Here is a 17,505-nt window from a genome sequence, read left to right on the forward strand (position 1 = left end):
GACCATGCAAGGCGCACAGTTGAGACATCAGCCTCCCGCACCCGGCCGCAAGCCGGTGCCGCGGGGTGCCAGCCGAATGGTGGCCAAAGAGCCGATGTCCGCGCGCCTGCCGAAAGCCAACTTTGGCTTTGTCAAAGCGCTGTTCTGGCCAGTGCTGCTGGTCGCGTTGGGGTTCGGTACTTATGAGGGCGCGCAGCGTTTATTGCCGTACGCCGATCGACCGATCACCAAGATCGCGGTGCAGGGCGACCTGAGCTACATCAGCCAGCAAGCGGTGCAGCAGCGAATCGCCCCGTTTGTGGCGGCGAGCTTCTTTACCATCGACCTTGAGAGCATGCGCACCGAGCTTGAAACGATGCCATGGATTGCCCACGCCGAAGTGCGCAGGGTGTGGCCGGATCAAGTGGTGATTCGCCTGGAAGAACAACTGCCGGTGGCCCGTTGGGGCGACGAATCGCTGCTGAATAACCAGGGGCAGGCGTTTACCCCGCGCGAGCTGGCCAACTACGAACACTTGCCGCAGTTGTTTGGTCCGCAGCGGGCCCAACAGCAGGTGATGCAGCAATATCAGGTACTGAGCCAGTTGCTCAGGCCATTGGGCTTCTCGATTGCGCGCCTGGAGTTGCGTGAACGAGGCAGCTGGTTCCTGACGACCGGCCCTGGCAGTGCCGGGCCCGGGATCGAACTGCTGCTGGGACGCGGCAACCTGGTGGAAAAGATGCGCCGTTTCATTGCCATCTATGACAAGACGCTCAAAGAGCAGATTACGAACATTGCGCGCATCGATCTGCGCTACGCCAACGGCCTCGCTGTTGGCTGGCGGGAACCAGTAGCGCCGACGACAGCCCAACCCGCTGTCGCGAAGAATTAAGAGAGGCAGGACCCCATGGCAAACGTGCAAAGCGGCAAAATGATCGTCGGTCTCGATATCGGCACCTCCAAGGTGGTGGCGCTGGTCGGCGAGGTCTCGGACGACGGCACGCTGGAAATCGTCGGGATCGGCACCCATCCGTCCCGAGGCCTGAAGAAAGGCGTGGTGGTGAACATCGAGTCCACCGTGCAGTCGATCCAGCGCGCCATCGAAGAAGCGCAGCTGATGGCTGGCTGCCGTATCCACTCGGCGTTTGTCGGCGTGGCCGGCAACCATATCCGCAGCCTGAACTCCCACGGCATCGTGGCAATTCGTGATCGCGAAGTCAGCTCCGCCGACCTTGAGCGCGTACTCGACGCCGCCCAGGCCGTGGCGATCCCGGCGGACCAGCGGGTGCTGCACACCTTGCCGCAGGATTACGTGATCGATAACCAGGAAGGCGTCCGCGAGCCACTGGGCATGTCCGGTGTGCGCCTGGAAGCCAAGGTCCACGTGGTCACCTGCGCCGTCAACGCCGCACAGAACATTGAAAAATGTGTGCGTCGCTGCGGCCTGGAAATCGACGACATCATCCTCGAGCAACTCGCTTCGGCTTATTCCGTGCTGACCGACGACGAGAAAGAGCTGGGCGTGTGCCTGGTGGACATCGGTGGCGGCACCACCGACATCGCGATCTTCACCGAAGGCGCGATCCGTCACACCGCGGTGATCCCGATTGCGGGCGACCAGGTGACCAACGACATCGCGATGGCGTTGCGCACTCCGACCCAGTACGCCGAAGAAATCAAGATCCGCTACGCCTGTGCCCTGGCCAAACTGGCGGGCGCCGGTGAAACCATCAAGGTCCCGAGCGTCGGCGACCGTCCGCCGCGCGAGCTGTCCCGCCAGGCCTTGGCCGAAGTGGTCGAGCCGCGTTACGACGAACTGTTCACGCTGATCCAGGCGGAGCTGCGTCGCAGTGGCTACGAAGACCTGATCCCGGCCGGCATCGTGCTGACTGGCGGTACCGCGAAGATGGAAGGCGCCACTGAACTGGCCGAGGAAATCTTCCACATGCCGGTGCGCCTGGGTGTGCCCCACGGCGTCAAGGGCCTGGATGACGTGGTGCGCAACCCGATCTATTCCACGGGCGTTGGCCTGTTGATGTACGGCCTGCAGAAGCAATCCGACGGCATCTCGTTCTCGGGTATCGGTAGCCGCGACAGCTTCAGCAACGAAGAACCCAAAGGTGCCTTGCTCGATCGCATCAAGAGCTGGGTCCAGGGCAATTTCTAAGATTTACCGCAGCACCGCAACACCGTTGTAGATACAGGCAGTAGGCGAAAAAACTAGAGAACGTAAAGGAGAGGGAAAATGTTCGAACTCGTAGACAACATCCCCGCAAGCCCGGTTATTAAAGTTATCGGTGTCGGCGGTGGCGGCGGCAATGCCGTGAATCACATGGTCAAGAGCAACATTGAAGGCGTCGAGTTCATCTGCGCCAACACTGATGCCCAGGCGCTCAAGAGCATTGGCGCGCGGACCATCCTGCAACTGGGTACCGGCGTGACCAAAGGCCTGGGCGCGGGTGCCAACCCTGAAGTAGGTCGTCAGGCCGCTCTCGAAGATCGTGAGCGCATTGCCGAAGTCCTGCAGGGCACCAACATGGTGTTCATCACCACTGGCATGGGCGGTGGTACCGGTACCGGTGCTGCGCCGATCATTGCCGAAGTGGCCAAGGAAATGGGGATTCTCACCGTTGCGGTGGTGACCCGTCCGTTCCCGTTCGAAGGTCGCAAGCGCATGCAGATCGCCGATGAAGGCATCCGCCTGCTGTCGGAAAGCGTCGACTCGTTGATCACCATTCCGAACGAGAAGCTGCTGACCATCCTCGGTAAGGACGCCAGCCTCTTGTCGGCTTTCGCCAAGGCTGACGATGTACTGGCCGGTGCCGTTCGCGGTATTTCCGACATCATCAAGCGCCCGGGCATGATCAACGTCGACTTTGCCGACGTCCGTACCGTGATGAGCGAAATGGGCATGGCGATGATGGGCACTGGCTGCGCCAGCGGTCCGAACCGTGCACGCGAGGCCACCGAAGCGGCCATTCGCAACCCGTTGCTCGAAGACGTGAACCTGCAAGGTGCACGCGGCATCCTGGTGAACATCACCGCCGGTCCTGACCTGTCCCTGGGTGAGTACTCCGACGTGGGTAGCATCATCGAAGCCTTCGCTTCCGAGCACGCCATGGTCAAGGTCGGTACCGTTATCGATCCAGACATGCGCGACGAGCTGCACGTGACTGTCGTTGCTACCGGTTTGGGCGCTAAAATCGAGAAGCCGGTGAAGATCATCGACAATACCGTCCACACGTCGATGGCTTCCCAGCCGCAACAACAGGCCCCTGTTCGTCAAGAAGCTCCAGCGGTGAACTACCGTGACCTGGACCGTCCGACCGTCATGCGCAACCAGGCCCAGGCCGGTGCTGCGGCTGCCGCGAAGATGAATCCGCAAGATGATCTGGACTACCTGGACATCCCGGCATTCCTGCGTCGTCAGGCCGATTGATGAAATGTATCAGGGCTATGAAGGTGATTGGTGTTCAGCAAAGGCGTGGTCTGCTATCATCGCCAGCCTTTGTTGATACCAGTTCGCAATTTGCGCTGAAGCGGCCCAAGCCATGATTAAACAACGCACACTGAAAAATATTATCCGTGCCACAGGTGTAGGTCTGCACTCCGGGGAGAAGGTATACCTGACCCTCAAGCCTGCGCCGATCGACACCGGCATTGTGTTTTGTCGTGCCGACCTCGATCCCGTGGTGCAGATCCCTGCACGCGCAGAAAACGTTGGCGAAACCACCATGTCGACCACGCTGGTCAACGGTGACGTCAAAGTGGATACGGTGGAGCACTTGCTCTCGGCCATGGCTGGCCTGGGCATCGATAACGCCTACGTCGAGCTCTCCGCGTCCGAAGTCCCGATCATGGATGGCAGCGCTGGACCTTTCGTATTCCTGATTCAGTCGGCTGGCCTGGAAGAGCAGGACGCCGCCAAGAAGTTCATCCGCATCCTGCGTGAAGTGACTGTGGAAGACGGCGACAAGCGCGCCACTTTCGTCCCTTTCGAAGGTTTCAAGGTGAGCTTCGAGATCGATTTCGATCACCCGGTTTTCCGTGACCGCACACAAAGTGCAAGCGTGGATTTTTCCAGCACTTCGTTCGTAAAAGAAGTCAGCCGCGCCCGTACCTTTGGTTTCATGAGTGACATCGAGTACCTGCGCAAGCACAACCTCGCACTCGGCGGCAGCGTTGAAAACGCTATTGTGGTCGACGCTGATGGTGTATTGAACGAAGACGGCCTTCGCTACGAAGACGAATTCGTGAAACACAAGATCCTCGATGCAATTGGTGACCTCTACCTGCTGGGCAATAGCCTGATTGGTGAGTTCAAGGGCTTCAAGTCCGGCCACGCACTGAACAACCAGCTGCTGCGCAAGTTGATTGAGCAGACAGATGCCTGGGAAGTCGTGACGTTCGAAGACGCCAGCACCGCACCGATCTCTTACATGCGCCCTGTAGCGGCCGTGTAAGTAAAAAACCTCTCTAGTTTTTTAAAGGCTGCCTTCGGGTGGCCTTTTTTTATGTGTGCGGATGTTCATCGCTATCCACTACAAGGCTACCACCCTATTGCGCCCGGTCTCCTTGGCTTGATACAGCGCTTTGTCGGCGGCGAACATCAGCACCTCCAGGTTGATGTCGGAGCAGGCATTCCAGGTGCTGATGCCAATGCTCACGGTAATCGGCGAGTCGGTTCCGTCGATCGGCGGTAGCTGCTCGACGGCCTCACGAATGCGCTCGGCGATCTGTTGTGCGCCCGCCATATCGGTTTCCGGCAGGACCACCGAAAACTCCTCGCCACCGTAGCGCGCGACCAGGTCGGCAGGCCGTCTTACGTGGGTGCGCAACACATTGGATACTGCGCGCAAGGCCTCATCGCCGGCTTGATGGCCATGACGATCGTTGAAGGCCTTGAAGTGATCGGCGTCGATCATCAGCAGCGACAATGGCTTGCCGGAACGCTGGGCGCGAAACCACTCATGACGCAACGTCTGGTCCAGCGTGCGGCGGTTCGCCAGCCCGGTCAAGGCGTCGGTGGCGGCCAGTTGCGCCAGTTCCAGTTCGGCGTGGTGGCGCAGGCGCAGTTCGCGGCAGAGCAACCAGGTCAGCCACAGCAGGCACGCACACAGCGCAATTGTGGCCAGGCTGACCACCAGCGCCGTGCGTTGCCATGAAGCAAACACTTCTGCGCCCGACAGCGCCACGATAACAATCAGCGGCAGATTGCCAACCTGGGAAAATGTGTAGAGCCGTTGATCCTGGTAGCGACTCGAGACACTGCTGAAGCTGCCGTTGCCTTCCTTGACGATGCGCTGGAAGTTGGGGCGGCTGCTGAAGTCCGAGCCGGTCAGGTCTTCGCCCATGCGTGGGACTTGGGCGAGGAGAATTCCATCCTTGTTGATCAGGCTGATCGAGCTGTCAGGACCGATATTCAAGCTGTTGAACAGCTGTTCGAAGTAGCTCAGGCGCATGGCCGCTTCGGCGACCCCAAGGAACTCGCCCTGGGCGCCACTGATTCGGCGGCTGAAGCTGATGCGCCATTCGTTGTTGAGCAACTGGGACTGAAAAGGACGGCTGATGAACATGCCCGGGTCGCTGTTGTTCACGTGGGACAGGAAATACTCGCGGTCGGCAAAGTTGCCTGCCCTGGGTTCTCGCGAAGCCGAGTCGGCGACTACGTTGCCCTGCTGGTCGAGCAACAGGATGTCACCCTTGTACGGCGCCGCGGTGGCGCGATCGAACAAGGCCAGGTGACGGATCTGCGGGGAAACGTGCATGAGGTCTTCACGACGCGAGGCCGCGATCAAGCCGAGCAAGGAGACGTCATAGAGCTCGACGTTGCGCAGGACGTCGGCTTCGATCAATTGCACGATGTTGGCCGCGGAGCGACTGGCTGACAGTTCGGCATTGGCGCGTTCACGCACCAGCAGGAACGCCACGATGCCGAGGATGGCAATCACCATCAAGACGCTGCCGACAATCACCAATCGCTCGGAACGCGTGGATGGGGTTGTGGGGTGAAATGTCGCGCTGCGCTCGCTCATGGTTCTGGCTTCTGCTGTCTAGGCGTCGGGAACATTCTTTTACAAGAATCGGGCAGTGTCCCGGACACCCGTCATATCCACCGCCTCCCTGCGCACTCCGGATAAAAAAAGGCCAGCAAAACGTGCCGGCCTTTTGTTTACTGAAGCTTAGAAGACATTGAGCGGGTAGTCGAAAATCACCCGGTATTCGTCAGTGTCCTGATCCAGTGCGCCATAACCTTTGCCACCCCGGTTGGTTGCCCATTGCAGGCGTAGGGCAAGGTTTTTCGCCTGGCCAGCCTGGACCACGTACTTGAGTTCGATGTCGCGCTCCCAGTGCCTGGCGTTTTTGCCATCGGCGCTATACCAAGCGCTGTACCCTGGGCTGTCTGGATCGACTTTGGTCAGGTCCAGCTTGCCTCGGGAGTAGGACAGCGCGCAGGTCAGTCCCGGCAGGCCGAGTCCGACAAAGTCATAGGCGTACTTGAGTTTCCATGAGCGTTCGTTGGGGCCGTTGAAGTCCGAGTATTGCTGGGAGTTGTCGAGGAATACGCTATCACCCTGGCTGATGTAGTCGAATGGGGTGTTGCCATTGACTCGCTGGTAAGCAGTGGTGACGCTGTGATTGCCGATGCCGAGGGTGAAATGCAGGCTGTAGGTGTTGTTATCGATGTGGCCGAGCAGCGCGTCACCGGTGTCTTGCGTGTGATAGAAGTGCAGGCCTGGGTTGAGGCTGACCACCTCGTTGAGCGCATAGGTGTAATCGAGGTCGTAGTAGTACTGGTTCCAAATGTCCTTGAGCTCGGCGGCATACAGGCTGCTGCTCAAGCCGGGCAGACTGCTCCAGGCCACGCCTGCCCAGTTGAGATGGCGACTCTCGTCACCTTCGGCCAAGGTGCCGTAGGACGTACCGATGCGGGTATGGCCGCTTTGGTTATACGGCTTGGTGAAGCTCGCTTGCCCACCCTCTATCAGCCAGCCGTCGAAGCTGTGGTTGGTCAGGCTGACGCCGCGAAACGTCTGCGGCAACATGCGGGTCTCACCGCCGGCAATCACCGGATTGGCGAGAAACAGGTCACCGGCCTTCAATTCGGTATCGAAGGCACGCATTTTCAGGGTGCCGCCTGCGGTGGAGAACGAGCCCGGTGCTTTGCCGTTGCCATCGCTGACCGGCAGGATGCTCGAATTGTCCGTGCCGCCACCACCGTCTAGCTTGAGCCCGAGCATCGCATGGGCGTCGAAGCCGAACCCGACGCGACCTTCAGTGAAGCCCGACTCGAAGATACCCAGGAAACCCTGGCCCCATTCAATATTGTCATCAGCCTGCTGCTGGCGGTTGCGGTTCATGTAGTAGTTGCGCGCGTTGAGGGTGAGGCTGGCGTCTTCGGCGAAACCATGGGCAGCTGAATTGTCGGTGGCGTGAGCATTGGCCGTCATCGTTGCAGCGATTGCAACGAACAGCGCAGGTGAACTGAGTGGGAAACGCACGGGGGGTAAAGCTCCTGGGTCAGCGGGGAACAGCACTTTTCTTGCAGTCGCAGAGGTGTCCTGTTGGCGAAAAAAGGACGCAGCGGGTGTTAAAACCACAACGAAAAAAAGCCGCTGATAGCAGCGGCTTTGAAGACAACTTTTCAATGGGAAGAGCCGTTGAAAAGTGTCGAGGGAAACTGGAGCGGTGCGCGGCGATCAGCTGTCTTTCTCAGCTTGCTTGGCCTGGACGCTCGACGCTTGTGGGGCTTGGGTGGCCTCCTGGGCTTTGGCGGTCATCTCGATCTGGTGCTCTTCGTAGGCTGCGGCCCGGGCGGCATTTTGCGCGACGAAGGCCTGCGACTCTTCGGCCATGGCGAACGGAGACAGGAACAGAGAAGACAGAACGAAAGCGCTGGCAATACCCATACTGTTGGACATCTTTTAAACCTTCTTGCTTGGCAAGTGCTGTTTGGTGCGGGCAAAGATAAGGGGCTTGGAGGAAAGGAAAAAGAGCGGATTCATGAAAGGACTGTTACGCAAAGAGCAAAAGTGGATAAGTGAGCAACCCTGTGGCGAGGGGCCGCGTGAATCAGACGGGCAAATGCATGCCAAAGGTATTCATGCCATGGTCGCTGCGCACGAACACATCGCCGCCATGCATCAGGGCAATCGCCTTGACGATGGCCAGGCCCAACCCGTGGTTGTTGCCACTGTTGCTGCGCGAGGCATCGACCCGGTAAAAGCGTTCGAACAGGCGTGGCAGGTGCTCGCTGGAAATCGGTGAACCGGGGTTGGCGACGCCGATGCTGACCTGGTGCTCGCCTGCTTCGATTCGCACCTCGATGACTTGTCCGGGGCCGGTGTGCTGCACGGCGTTGTTGAGCAGGTTGATCAAGGCCCGGCGCAGGTGGGCGATCTCGATTCGCACCTGGGCATCGCCGCTGACCTGAACCTGAACCTGGGCATCCTCGAGAATGAAATCCAGGTAATCCAGAGTCGTCGCCACTTCCTCGGCCAGAGAAGTGGAGGTCAGTTTGGTGGCCTTGCTGCCTTGGTCGGCGCTGGCCAGGAACAGCATGTCATTGATGATCGAGCGCAGCCGTTCAAGTTCTTCAAGGTTCGATTGCAGCACCTCGAAATAGTGTTCCGCCGAACGCCCGCGTGTAAGCGCGACCTGGGTCTGGCCGATCAGGTTGGTCAGCGGCGAGCGCAGTTCATGGGCGACATCGGCGTTGAACGATTCCAGGCGCGAGTAGGCCTGTTCGACCCGTTCCAGTGTCGAGTTGAACGAGTCGACGAACTGATTCAACTCAGGGGGTAGCGACGACAAACGCAAGCGACCTGAACGCAATGGCGGGGCCAGGCGCTGGGCTTCCTGGGATAGCTTGATCAATGGCTTGAGCCCGATCCGCGCCACCCAGTAGCCCAGCGCCGAGGCCATCAGCACGCCGATAACCGCCAAGCTGATCAGGGCGATCAGCAACTGGTGCTGGGTATGATAAAAAGTTTCGGTGTCGATACCGATCATGAAGCGCAGGGGCGGGCGCTGGTCCTTGGCCGGGAACTGGCTGACCAGCACTTTCAACGGGTAGGGGTGATCCGCCAGTTGCATGTCGCGCATGCCCAACGGTCCTTCGGCGAAGGCACGGATGCTCGGGGTCGGATTGCCGTATTCGTACTGGGGATCGCCGCTGACGATCCAGAAACTGATGCGCTTGTCTTCTTCGCCGAGCAGCTTGAGCTTGTTATTGATCTTCACCCAGTGCTCGGGCGTGCCGTAACGGCCGACGGTCGATTCGAGCACGCTGTAGCGCGCGTCCAGTTCGGCTTCGGGCAACAACCCCAAACCTTTGTCGACCTGTTGGTACAGCGCCCAGCCGATCAACAGGAACACCAGCAACGCCACCAGGGTGAACATCCCGCTCAGGCGCAGCGCAATGCTATTACTGGACACCACGGCTCTCCAGCACATAACCCATGCCACGAATCGTGTGCAGCAATTTCTCTTCGAATGGCCCATCGAGCTTGGCTCGCAAGCGCTTGATCGCGACTTCGACGACGTTGGCGTCGCTGTCGAAATTGATGTCCCAGACCATTTCGGCGATGGCCGTCTTCGACAGGATTTCACCCTGGCGACGGGCCAGCACACTGAGCAGCGAAAACTCCTTGGCCGTCAGGTCCAGGCGTGTGCCGGCGCGAGTGGCCTTGCGACTGATCAAATCTATCCACAGGTCGGCGATGCTCACTTGCACCGGCTCGTGGCCACCGCTGCGCCGGGTCAGCGCTTGCAGGCGTGCCACCAACTCGAGGAAGGAAAATGGCTTGCCCAGGTAATCGTCGGCACCATCGCGCAAGCCCTTGATGCGGTCTTCGACCCGTTCGCGGGCGGTGAGCATGATCACTGGCGTTTGTTTGCGCGCACGCAAGGCGCGCAATACGCCGAAGCCGTCCAGGCCCGGCAGCATCACGTCGAGGACGATCACCGCGTAGTCGCTTTCCAGCGCCAGGTGCAGGCCTTCCACGCCATCGCGGGCCAGGTCCACGGTGTAACCCTGTTCCGTCAGGCCGCGGTGCAGATAATCCGCGGTTTTTTCTTCGTCTTCGATAATCAGGACGCGCATGACCCCGCCTCAGTCTGTGGTCGCCAGCGCCGACAGCGCTGTAGGTTTAGGTCGATGAAATAGCCGCTCCAGCCACAAGTATATGACCGGCGTGGTGAACAGCGTCAGTGCCTGGCTCACCAGCAGGCCGCCGACCACCGCGATCCCCAGGGGTTGGCGCAGTTCGGCGCCGGTGCCATAGCCGAGCATCAGTGGCAGGGCGCCGAGCAGGGCGGCGAGGGTGGTCATGATGATCGGGCGGAACCGCGTGAGGCACGCCTGGAAGATCGCTTCCTCCGGCGCCAGGCCACCCTTGCGCTGCGCGTCGAGCGCGAAGTCGATCATCAGGATGCCGTTTTTCTTGACGATGCCGATCAGTAGCACCAGCCCGATCAGCGCCATGATCGAAAAGTCCTGGCCGCAGATCCACAGCATGATCACCGCGCCCAACCCGGCCGAGGGCAGTGTCGAGATGATCGTCAGCGGGTGGACGAAGCTCTCGTAGAGCACGCCGAGAATGATGTACACCGCCACCAGCGCCGCGAGGATCAACCATGGCTGACTGGCCAGCGAACTCTGGAACGCCTGGGCCGCGCCCTGGAAGTTACCGCTAATGGCCGTTGGCATGCCGATGTCGACCTTGGCCTTGTTGAGCATGATCACCGCATCGCCCAGCGCCACACCGGGCGCCAGGTTGAATGACAGGTTGGCGGCCGGGAACATGCCGTCGTGGGCGATGGACAGCGGCCCCACCGTGGGCGCATCGAATTTCGCCAGGGCCGACAGCGGCACCATTTCCCCGCTCAGGGGCGAGCGCAGATAGAAGTAGTTGAGGCTTTCGGCCTTGCCGCGCTGGCGCGTGTCCAGTTCCAGGATCACGTTGTACTGATTGATCTGGGTCTGGAATTCGTTGATCTGGCGCTGGCCGAAGGCGTCGTACAGCGCTTCGTCGACATCGCTGGCCGTCAGGCCAAAGCGTGCTGCGGCGCTGCGGTCGATAGTGATATGAGTGATGCTGCCGCCCAGTTGCAGGTCATTGGAAATGTCGCGAAAGGCCGGGTTGCCGCGCAGTTTTTCCGTCAGGCGCTGGGTCCAGGTGCTCAGGATTGCACCGTCGTTGCTCTTGAGCACGTACTGGTACTGGGCCCGGCTCGGGCCGGAGCTGAGGTTGATGTCTTGCCCGGCGCGCAGATACAGGACGATGCCCGGAACTTTCATCAATTGCGGGCGAATACGGTCGATGAACTCGCTGGCTGAAACATCGCGGTCGCCGCGTTTTTTCAAGGCGATCCAGAAGCGGCCGTTGGCGATGGTCTGGTTGCTGCCCGACACCCCGACCGAGTGCGAGAAGGTCTCGACGGCGGGGTCGGCAGCGACGATTTCAGCCATCGCCAAGTGTTTTTTCACCATGTCGCCGTAGGAAATATCGGCGGCGGCTTCGGTTGTGCCGAGGACGAACCCGGTGTCCTGGATCGGGAAGAAGCCCTTGGGAATAAAAATGTAACCGGCGACGGCCAGGGCCAGCGACAGACCGAATACGCCGATCATCAACTTCTGGTGAGCGAGCGCGCGGCGCAGGCCTTTTTCGTACAGCGCCAGCAGGCGTTCGCCGAAGCCGGGCTTGTCGTGGGCGTGATGCACCGGCGCGCGCATGAACAGCGCTGCCAGGGTGGGCGCCAACGTCAGCGACACGACCACCGAAATCATGATGGTGGAGGTGGCGGTCAGGGCGAACTCCTTGAACAGGCGTCCGACCACGCCCCCCATGAACAGCAGCGGAATGAACGCCGCGACCAGCGAGAAACTGATCGATACCACCGTGAAGCCGATTTCTCCGGCGCCCTTGATCGCGGCCTCGCGCATGCCGTCGCCAGCCTCCAGGTGGCGGTGGATGTTTTCCACCACCACGATCGCATCGTCGACCACAAACCCCACGGCCACCACGATTGCCACCAGCGTCAGGTTGTTCAGGCTGAAGCCCATCACGTACATCAAGGCGAAACTGGCGATCAGTGAAACCCCCAGTACTGCCGACACGATCAGGGTTGCCGACAGTTGGCGCAGGAACAGCGCCATCACCGCCACCACCAGCATGATCGCGATCAGCAGGGTGATTTCCACTTCATGCAGCGAAGCGCGGATAGTTTGCGTGCGGTCAATCAGTGTCTTGACCTGCACCGAAGCCGGGAGCATCGCTTCCAGGCCCGGAAGCGCCGCTTGAATGCGGTCCACGGTCTCGACAATGTTGGCCCCCGGTTGGCGGAATATCACCAGGTTGACGCCCGGTTGGGTGCCCGCCCAAGCCTGGACGTAGGCATCTTCCGAGCCGTTGACGACTTTGGCGACATCCCTGAGATGGACCGGTGCGCCATCCTTGTAGGAAACGATCAGTTGGTTGTATTCCTCAGGATGGAACAACTGGTCGTTGGTGGACAGGGTCGAGATGCTCGACTCCCCATACAGCGCACCTTTGGCCAGGTTGAGGCTGGTCTGCTGGATCGCCAGGCGAATATCGGCGAGGGTCAGGCCAATGGCGGCGAGTTTGTCTGCCGAGACCTGGACACGAATCGCCGGACGTTGCTGGCCGGTAATCACGACCTGGCCGACACCGTCGATCTGACTGATCTGACGGGACAACAGGGTTTCCACCAGGTCGCTGAGCTCCGGGCCGGGCATCAGGGACGAGTTGACGCTGAGGATCAGTACCGGGCTGTCGGCCGGATTGACCTTGCGCCAGGTCGGCAGGTTCGGCATGTCCTTGGGCAGTTTGCCTGCCGCGGTGTTGATCGCTGCCTGGACCTCCTGGGCGGCGGTATCGATGCTCTTGTCGAGGGTGAATTGCAGGGTCAGGTTGGTTGAGCCCAGGGCGCTGCTCGAGGTCATTTGCGTCACGCCGGGAATGGCGCTGAACTGCACTTCAAGGGGGGTGGCCACCGATGAGGCCATGGTTTCCGGGCTGGCCCCCGGCAGTTGCGCGGCCACCTGTATCGTCGGAAATTCTGCTTGCGGAAGCGGCGCGATGGACAGGCGCGGGAAGGCAATCGCCCCCAGCAGCACCAGGGAAAACGTCAGCAGAATCGTCGCCACAGGGTGATCGATGCACCAGGCGGATACCGAACCGTGGCCTTTCATGGCGCCGACTCCGATTTTACGACCTGCGGCGGGTCGGTGAGTACTTGCACGGTAGCACCGGGCTTGAGCCGCGACTGGCCGTCACTGACCAGCACGTCACCGGGTTTCACCCCTTTGATGATGCTCTGACCGCTACTTTGATGAACCATCTGCACCGGTACGGTTTCGACCTTGTTGCCATTCACCCGATAGACGAAGTGCTGATCGAGGCCACGCTGCACGACGGTGGGCGGTACGACCAGCGCATCTTTATCCAGCGCTGTCTGGATCTTTACCGTCACCAGCAGGCCGGGCCAGAGTTTTTGCCCGGGATTATCGAATTCGGCCTTGGCGCGGATGGTGCCGGTGTTGGCGTTGATCTGGTTGTCGATCAGGGTCAAGTGGCCTTCGCCCAGCAGGTTGCCGGTTTCACCGTCGGTGTCGGCACCGATGTAGGCCTTGACCTTGGCATGTTGTGGATCGTTGATCAGGCCTTGCAGGGTCGGCAGCATTTGCTGCGGCAGGGAGAATTCCACGGCGATAGGGTCGATCTGGGTCACCGTGAACAGTCCCTGGGTGTCCGTCATGCGCAGGAAGTTGCCTTCATCCACCGTACGAATACCGACGCGACCGCTGACCGGGGAGCGAATCTGTGTGTACGACAATTGCACCTGAGCTGCGTCAATCGAAGCCTGGTTGCCTTGGGCCGTGGCCTTTAGCTGGTTGACCAGCGCTTGTTGCTGGTCGTAGGTCTGTTTGGACACCCCGTCGTCGACGCTCAACAGTTTGTAGCGCTTGAGGTTGACCTGGGCCACTTGCAGTTGCGCCTGGCTTTCGCCCAGTTGCGCCCTGGCCTGGTCCAGGCCGGCGCGGATCGATCGGTCGTCGATCGTGGCCAGCAGGTCGCCCTTGCTCACCAATTGGCCTTCCTTGACCAGGATCCTGGTGAGGATGCCATCGATTTGCGGACGAACTACCACGCTGTGCAGCGATAACACTGAACCGATGCCGCTGACGTAGCGGGGGACGTCTTTTTCGACCACGTTGACCACGCGCACCGGGATGGCGGTCGGTGCCGCCACCCGGGCTGCGGAGGGTTTGCCCAGGTACCACGCACCCAGCGCTGCCAGCACGATCAGAAAGGCTGCAATAACAACGGTTTTTTTCTGAGTTCGCATGCGAGAGGGGCGCCGGGTCGGAAAGTGGAAGTGTGCGCAGCTTTGTCTATCTACGTTATATCCCTGTGACCCGGTCAGGAAAGTGACTGCTGACTGACAGCGGCGTCAGTTTGGCCGTATGGAGTCCCACTCGGTCACGTAGGCTGTTTTGCTTTTCTTGTTGTAGAGGCACAGTTCAGTGCCTTGTCGGCCTTTCATGTGCTTTTGCGGGTACTGGCCTTGCAGCAGCAGGGCGGTATAGCCGACCCGATCATCGAACTGCGCGGCGTTGCCGACGGGTTTGGCATTGGCGAGACCGCTGGCCTTGGTGCAGCTGGCGAGTACGGCTTTGTCGAAGGCGGCCCAGGCGTCGGGGCTGGAGGCCTGGGCCTGGGCGGCGAGGGCCGCGAGGCAAACGAAGGTGAGGGTGACGGCTTTCATGGTTCGGGAATCCTTGGGCGGGTGTGGGCCAAGGCCTGAGTATGCCTGAAGGTCTCGGTCAAACCGGCACTGGTTCCCGGCGGACTACATGCATCCCAGCCCTTTCATACAACTGCTGTGCGCGAACGTTGTCTTCCAGCACTTTCAAATCGACATACCCTTCGCGCCGCCGTTGAAACACCTTGAAGGCATTGAGCAGCAACGCTCGCCCCAAGCCGCGGCCTTGCGCCCGCGGATGCACCACCAGATCCTTGATGTAGGCGCTGGTCCAGCACTGACATACACCCGCGATACCCTGGGCATCCAGGGCGATGAAGCACAAGGCCGGATCATATTCAGGATCGGATTCAAATCGTTGTTGCCATTCGTCCAGGGCCGGGACGCGGCCGCCTCCCTGGGAGTAACCCAATTCCAGCAAGTCGTGAACCTCTTCTGCCTGTTCAGGTCGGTAGCCGGTCAGGACGATCCCCTCAGGCCAGGCGGGGGCGGGCACGGCTCGCGTGAGGCTGCGCCGCATGAGATAGCAGAAATGCTCGTTCAAGACTCAACAACCTTGTTCGGCCACAGCTTTGGCCGCGTCGATCAGGCATTTGGTCAGCTCCGGCGAAGAGAATTTGGTCAGCACCGCATTGGCCCCCGCAAGCCGCGCCTTTTCGCTGTTCATCGCACTGTCCAGGGAGGTATGCAGCAGCACGTAAAGGTGCGCAAAGTCCGGGGTTTCACGCAGGGTACGGGTGAGGGCGTAGCCATCCATTTCGGACATTTCGATGTCCGAGACGATCAGGTTGATCTGCTGGGCGGTGCCTTGCAGGTCCAGCAGGCAGTCGATGGCTTCCCTGGCGCTGCGGGCCGTATGGCATTGCAGGCCCAGGTTGCGCAAGGTGTGCACCGATTGCTGCAGCGCCACCTGGCTGTCATCGACCACCAGGATACGAGCGCTGCCCAGTATTTCTGCGTCTTCCATGCTTAGCTCGGTGGGCGCCATGTCGATGGGGACCGGGGCGATGCCATGGATGACCTTCTCGATGTCCAGCACTTGCACAAGGGTGCCATCGACCGAAGTGACGCCGGTGATGTACGAGCGCGAACCACCAGAACCAAAAGGGGGGGGACGGATGTCGGTGGTCAGGCAATGAACGATCTTGCTCACCGCCTGTACATGCAAGCCTTGCTTGGAGCGGCTGACGTCAGTGACGATCAGGCACCCACCGTCAGGGTCTTCCAGCGGACGCTCACCGATGGCGCGGCTGAGGTCGATTACCGACAACGAGGTGCCGCGCAGGGTGGCGATGCCTTTGACGTGGGGATGCGATTCGGGGAGTTTGGTCAGTGGGGGGCAAGGGATGATTTCACTGACTTTGAGCAGGTTGATCGCCATCAGCTTGCCGCTGCGCAAGGTAAACAGCAGAAGCGAAAGTGAATCTGCGCGGGCTTTGGTGGAGGACATAAAAACCTTCTGTGGAAAAAGGTGGTGAGGCGATCAGTGGATCACCCACGGCTATCGATGCCAGGTTATCGACTTGTGGGGAGCAGGCTTTAGGAAAAATCCCCTGGGCCGGTTGAGACACTTGCAAACTGAAACAAAAAAGCCCCACCTCTTTAAAAGAGCGCGGGGCCTTCTGTTACATCGAGGCGGGCAGAGTAGAACCTACTCGTCGTCGCCCATCTGCGATTGCAGGTAGTTCTCGATTCCGATCTTGTCGATCAGGCCCAGTTGGGTTTCCAGCCAGTCGATATGTTCTTCTTCGGATTCAAGGATATCTTCAAGCAATTCACGGCTGCCGAAATCGCCCGCTGTTTCGCAATGGGCGATGGCCGCTTTCAGATCGGCATGGCCAGTCTTCTCGATACGCAGGTCACACTCGAGCATCTCCTGGGTGTGCTCGCCGATTTGCAGCTTGCCCAGGTCCTGGACGTTCGGCAGGCCTTCAAGGAACAGGATGCGCTTGATCAGCTTGTCCGCGTGCTTCATCTCGTCAATGGATTCGTGGTACTCGTGCTTGCCGAGCTTGTTCAGGCCCCAATCTTCGTACATGCGTGCATGCAGGAAGTATTGATTGATCGCGACCAGTTCATTGGCAAGGATCTTGTTGAGATGCTGGATGACTGTAACGTCGCCTTTCATAATGGGGTCCTGCCCTGTATTAGCTGTCTATAAGGCAGAGTTTGAGCCGCACAACTAAGAGTGTCAAACCTAAGTTATTGAATCATATATAAAAATTAATCGGAATAAGAATGTTTGTGTTCTGCGTCTAGAGCCTAAGCAGTTGATTTGCAGACATAAAAAAACCGGACATGAGTCCGGTTCTTTGAAATGCGGGATTTATGCTGCAGTAAATTCAACTGGAAACGGGATCGCAGCCTGGGCCGTTTGCAACTTGGTCAGGGTCTCGCGGACCACTTCCTTGGCAAGGCAGGCACATTTGCCGCATTGACTGGCAACGCCGGTGGCTTGGCGCACTTCCTTGTAGCTGCAGCATCCTTCATAGATCGCGTCGCGGATTTGGCCGTCGGTGACGCCAGTGCAGAGGCAAACATACATAAGTGAAGACCGTCGCTTGTTGATGTCTCGAATGCGATGGATCTTAATGTTAACGAGAATGATTGTCAAAGTGCTTTGAGAACACTTTTTGCCAGGTCTGACGAACGGTTGATCCGTAGGAGGCTGCCAACCGGATGACCCTTCGTCCTTTTTTACGCTCAGGGGAGAAACCGTTACGGACAGGCCAAAAA

16 protein-coding genes are annotated in these 17,505 nt (G+C 59.7%); 4 read left to right on the plus strand and 12 right to left on the minus strand.

The features are described from left to right. The first annotated feature begins 4 nt into the window (after positions 1-4). The 4 genes from QLG10_RS06035 (at position 5) to lpxC (ending at position 4,442) form a co-directional block, all read left to right on the plus strand. A complete protein-coding gene (locus QLG10_RS06035; RefSeq protein ID WP_110751610.1) occupies positions 5-871 on the plus strand; it encodes a cell division protein FtsQ/DivIB in 867 nt (288 codons plus the stop codon). 15 nt (positions 872-886) lie between these two features. Further along, positions 887-2,146, plus strand: coding sequence for a cell division protein FtsA (ftsA, locus tag QLG10_RS06040; protein ID WP_033040311.1), 1,260 nt, complete (start codon positions 887-889; stop codon positions 2,144-2,146). Between the two features lie 78 nt (positions 2,147-2,224). Then, positions 2,225-3,418 carry a cell division protein FtsZ gene (gene ftsZ / locus QLG10_RS06045; RefSeq protein ID WP_110751612.1) on the plus strand — a complete coding sequence of 398 codons (1,194 nt, stop codon included), beginning with the start codon at positions 2,225-2,227 and terminating at the stop codon, positions 3,416-3,418. A 112-nt stretch (positions 3,419-3,530) separates the two neighbouring features. Then, positions 3,531-4,442: a UDP-3-O-acyl-N-acetylglucosamine deacetylase gene (lpxC, locus tag QLG10_RS06050; RefSeq protein ID WP_008060300.1), complete on the plus strand. Its 912-nt coding sequence runs from the start codon at positions 3,531-3,533 to the stop codon at positions 4,440-4,442. 78 nt (positions 4,443-4,520) lie between these two features. On the opposite strand, the gene QLG10_RS06055 is transcribed toward lpxC, so the two are convergent. From QLG10_RS06055 to QLG10_RS06110, 12 genes are all read right to left on the minus strand, one after another. Next, positions 4,521-6,014 (minus strand): sensor domain-containing diguanylate cyclase, encoded by a 1,494-nt coding sequence (locus QLG10_RS06055; RefSeq protein WP_282486144.1) that lies wholly within the window; start codon positions 6,012-6,014, stop codon positions 4,521-4,523. Positions 6,015-6,161: 147 nt separating this feature from the next. Beyond that, on the minus strand, positions 6,162-7,481 hold the full coding sequence (locus QLG10_RS06060; RefSeq protein ID WP_282486146.1) for an OprD family porin: 1,320 nt from the start codon (positions 7,479-7,481) through the stop codon (positions 6,162-6,164). Positions 7,482-7,679: 198 nt separating this feature from the next. After that, positions 7,680-7,901: a hypothetical protein gene (locus QLG10_RS06065; protein WP_179055788.1), complete on the minus strand. Its 222-nt coding sequence runs from the start codon at positions 7,899-7,901 to the stop codon at positions 7,680-7,682. Positions 7,902-8,052: 151 nt separating this feature from the next. Next, the gene (locus QLG10_RS06070; protein WP_110751623.1) at positions 8,053-9,417 is read right to left on the minus strand and encodes a heavy metal sensor histidine kinase; all 1,365 of its coding nucleotides are present in this window, start codon (positions 9,415-9,417) and stop codon (positions 8,053-8,055) included. After that, positions 9,407-10,084, minus strand: a complete 678-nt coding sequence (locus QLG10_RS06075) for a heavy metal response regulator transcription factor (RefSeq protein ID WP_033056445.1) — start codon at positions 10,082-10,084, stop codon at positions 9,407-9,409. The genes QLG10_RS06070 and QLG10_RS06075 overlap by 11 nt, the downstream gene beginning before the upstream one ends. A 9-nt stretch (positions 10,085-10,093) precedes the next feature. Continuing rightward, positions 10,094-13,195 (minus strand): multidrug efflux RND transporter permease subunit, encoded by a 3,102-nt coding sequence (locus tag QLG10_RS06080; protein WP_110751625.1) that lies wholly within the window; start codon positions 13,193-13,195, stop codon positions 10,094-10,096. Further along, entirely contained in the window at positions 13,192-14,352 is a 1,161-nt protein-coding gene (locus QLG10_RS06085; RefSeq protein WP_110751627.1) for an efflux RND transporter periplasmic adaptor subunit, read from the minus strand. Before QLG10_RS06085 ends, QLG10_RS06080 begins: the two co-directional genes overlap by 4 nt. 105 nt (positions 14,353-14,457) lie before the next feature. Continuing rightward, complete coding sequence (locus tag QLG10_RS06090; protein ID WP_110751629.1) at positions 14,458-14,772, minus strand: hypothetical protein; 315 nt, start codon at positions 14,770-14,772, stop codon at positions 14,458-14,460. 58 nt (positions 14,773-14,830) lie between these two features. Then, positions 14,831-15,289 carry an N-acetyltransferase gene (locus tag QLG10_RS06095; protein WP_110751631.1) on the minus strand — a complete coding sequence of 153 codons (459 nt, stop codon included), beginning with the start codon at positions 15,287-15,289 and terminating at the stop codon, positions 14,831-14,833. A 27-nt stretch (positions 15,290-15,316) separates the two neighbouring features. Further along, a complete protein-coding gene (locus QLG10_RS06100) occupies positions 15,317-16,219 on the minus strand; it encodes a chemotaxis protein (RefSeq protein WP_110751633.1) in 903 nt (300 codons plus the stop codon). A 201-nt stretch (positions 16,220-16,420) separates the two neighbouring features. Continuing rightward, positions 16,421-16,897, minus strand: a complete 477-nt coding sequence (gene bfr, locus QLG10_RS06105; RefSeq protein WP_020799888.1) for a bacterioferritin — start codon at positions 16,895-16,897, stop codon at positions 16,421-16,423. A gap of 198 nt (positions 16,898-17,095) precedes the next feature. After that, complete coding sequence (locus QLG10_RS06110; protein ID WP_008057530.1) at positions 17,096-17,314, minus strand: bacterioferritin-associated ferredoxin; 219 nt, start codon at positions 17,312-17,314, stop codon at positions 17,096-17,098. Positions 17,315-17,505 lie beyond the last annotated feature (191 nt).

Source organism: Pseudomonas sp. V98_8 (genome assembly GCF_029967975.1).
GTDB lineage: Bacteria > Pseudomonadota > Gammaproteobacteria > Pseudomonadales > Pseudomonadaceae > Aquipseudomonas > Aquipseudomonas umsongensis.

Coding starts and splice junctions, on each gene's coding strand:
- QLG10_RS06035 (WP_110751610.1), top strand. CDS start 5: ATGCAAGGCGCACAGTTGAGACATCAGCCTCCCGCACCCGGCCGCAAG.
- ftsA (WP_033040311.1), top strand. CDS start 887: ATGGCAAACGTGCAAAGCGGCAAAATGATCGTCGGTCTCGATATCGGC.
- ftsZ (WP_110751612.1), top strand. CDS start 2,225: ATGTTCGAACTCGTAGACAACATCCCCGCAAGCCCGGTTATTAAAGTT.
- lpxC (WP_008060300.1), top strand. CDS start 3,531: ATGATTAAACAACGCACACTGAAAAATATTATCCGTGCCACAGGTGTA.
- QLG10_RS06055 (WP_282486144.1), bottom strand. CDS start 6,014: ATGAGCGAGCGCAGCGCGACATTTCACCCCACAACCCCATCCACGCGT.
- QLG10_RS06065 (WP_179055788.1), bottom strand. CDS start 7,901: ATGTCCAACAGTATGGGTATTGCCAGCGCTTTCGTTCTGTCTTCTCTG.
- QLG10_RS06075 (WP_033056445.1), bottom strand. CDS start 10,084: ATGCGCGTCCTGATTATCGAAGACGAAGAAAAAACCGCGGATTATCTG.
- QLG10_RS06080 (WP_110751625.1), bottom strand. CDS start 13,195: ATGAAAGGCCACGGTTCGGTATCCGCCTGGTGCATCGATCACCCTGTG.
- QLG10_RS06085 (WP_110751627.1), bottom strand. CDS start 14,352: ATGCGAACTCAGAAAAAAACCGTTGTTATTGCAGCCTTTCTGATCGTG.
- QLG10_RS06090 (WP_110751629.1), bottom strand. CDS start 14,772: ATGAAAGCCGTCACCCTCACCTTCGTTTGCCTCGCGGCCCTCGCCGCC.
- QLG10_RS06095 (WP_110751631.1), bottom strand. CDS start 15,289: ATGCGGCGCAGCCTCACGCGAGCCGTGCCCGCCCCCGCCTGGCCTGAG.
- QLG10_RS06100 (WP_110751633.1), bottom strand. CDS start 16,219: ATGTCCTCCACCAAAGCCCGCGCAGATTCACTTTCGCTTCTGCTGTTT.
- bfr (WP_020799888.1), bottom strand. CDS start 16,897: ATGAAAGGCGACGTTACAGTCATCCAGCATCTCAACAAGATCCTTGCC.
- QLG10_RS06110 (WP_008057530.1), bottom strand. CDS start 17,314: ATGTATGTTTGCCTCTGCACTGGCGTCACCGACGGCCAAATCCGCGAC.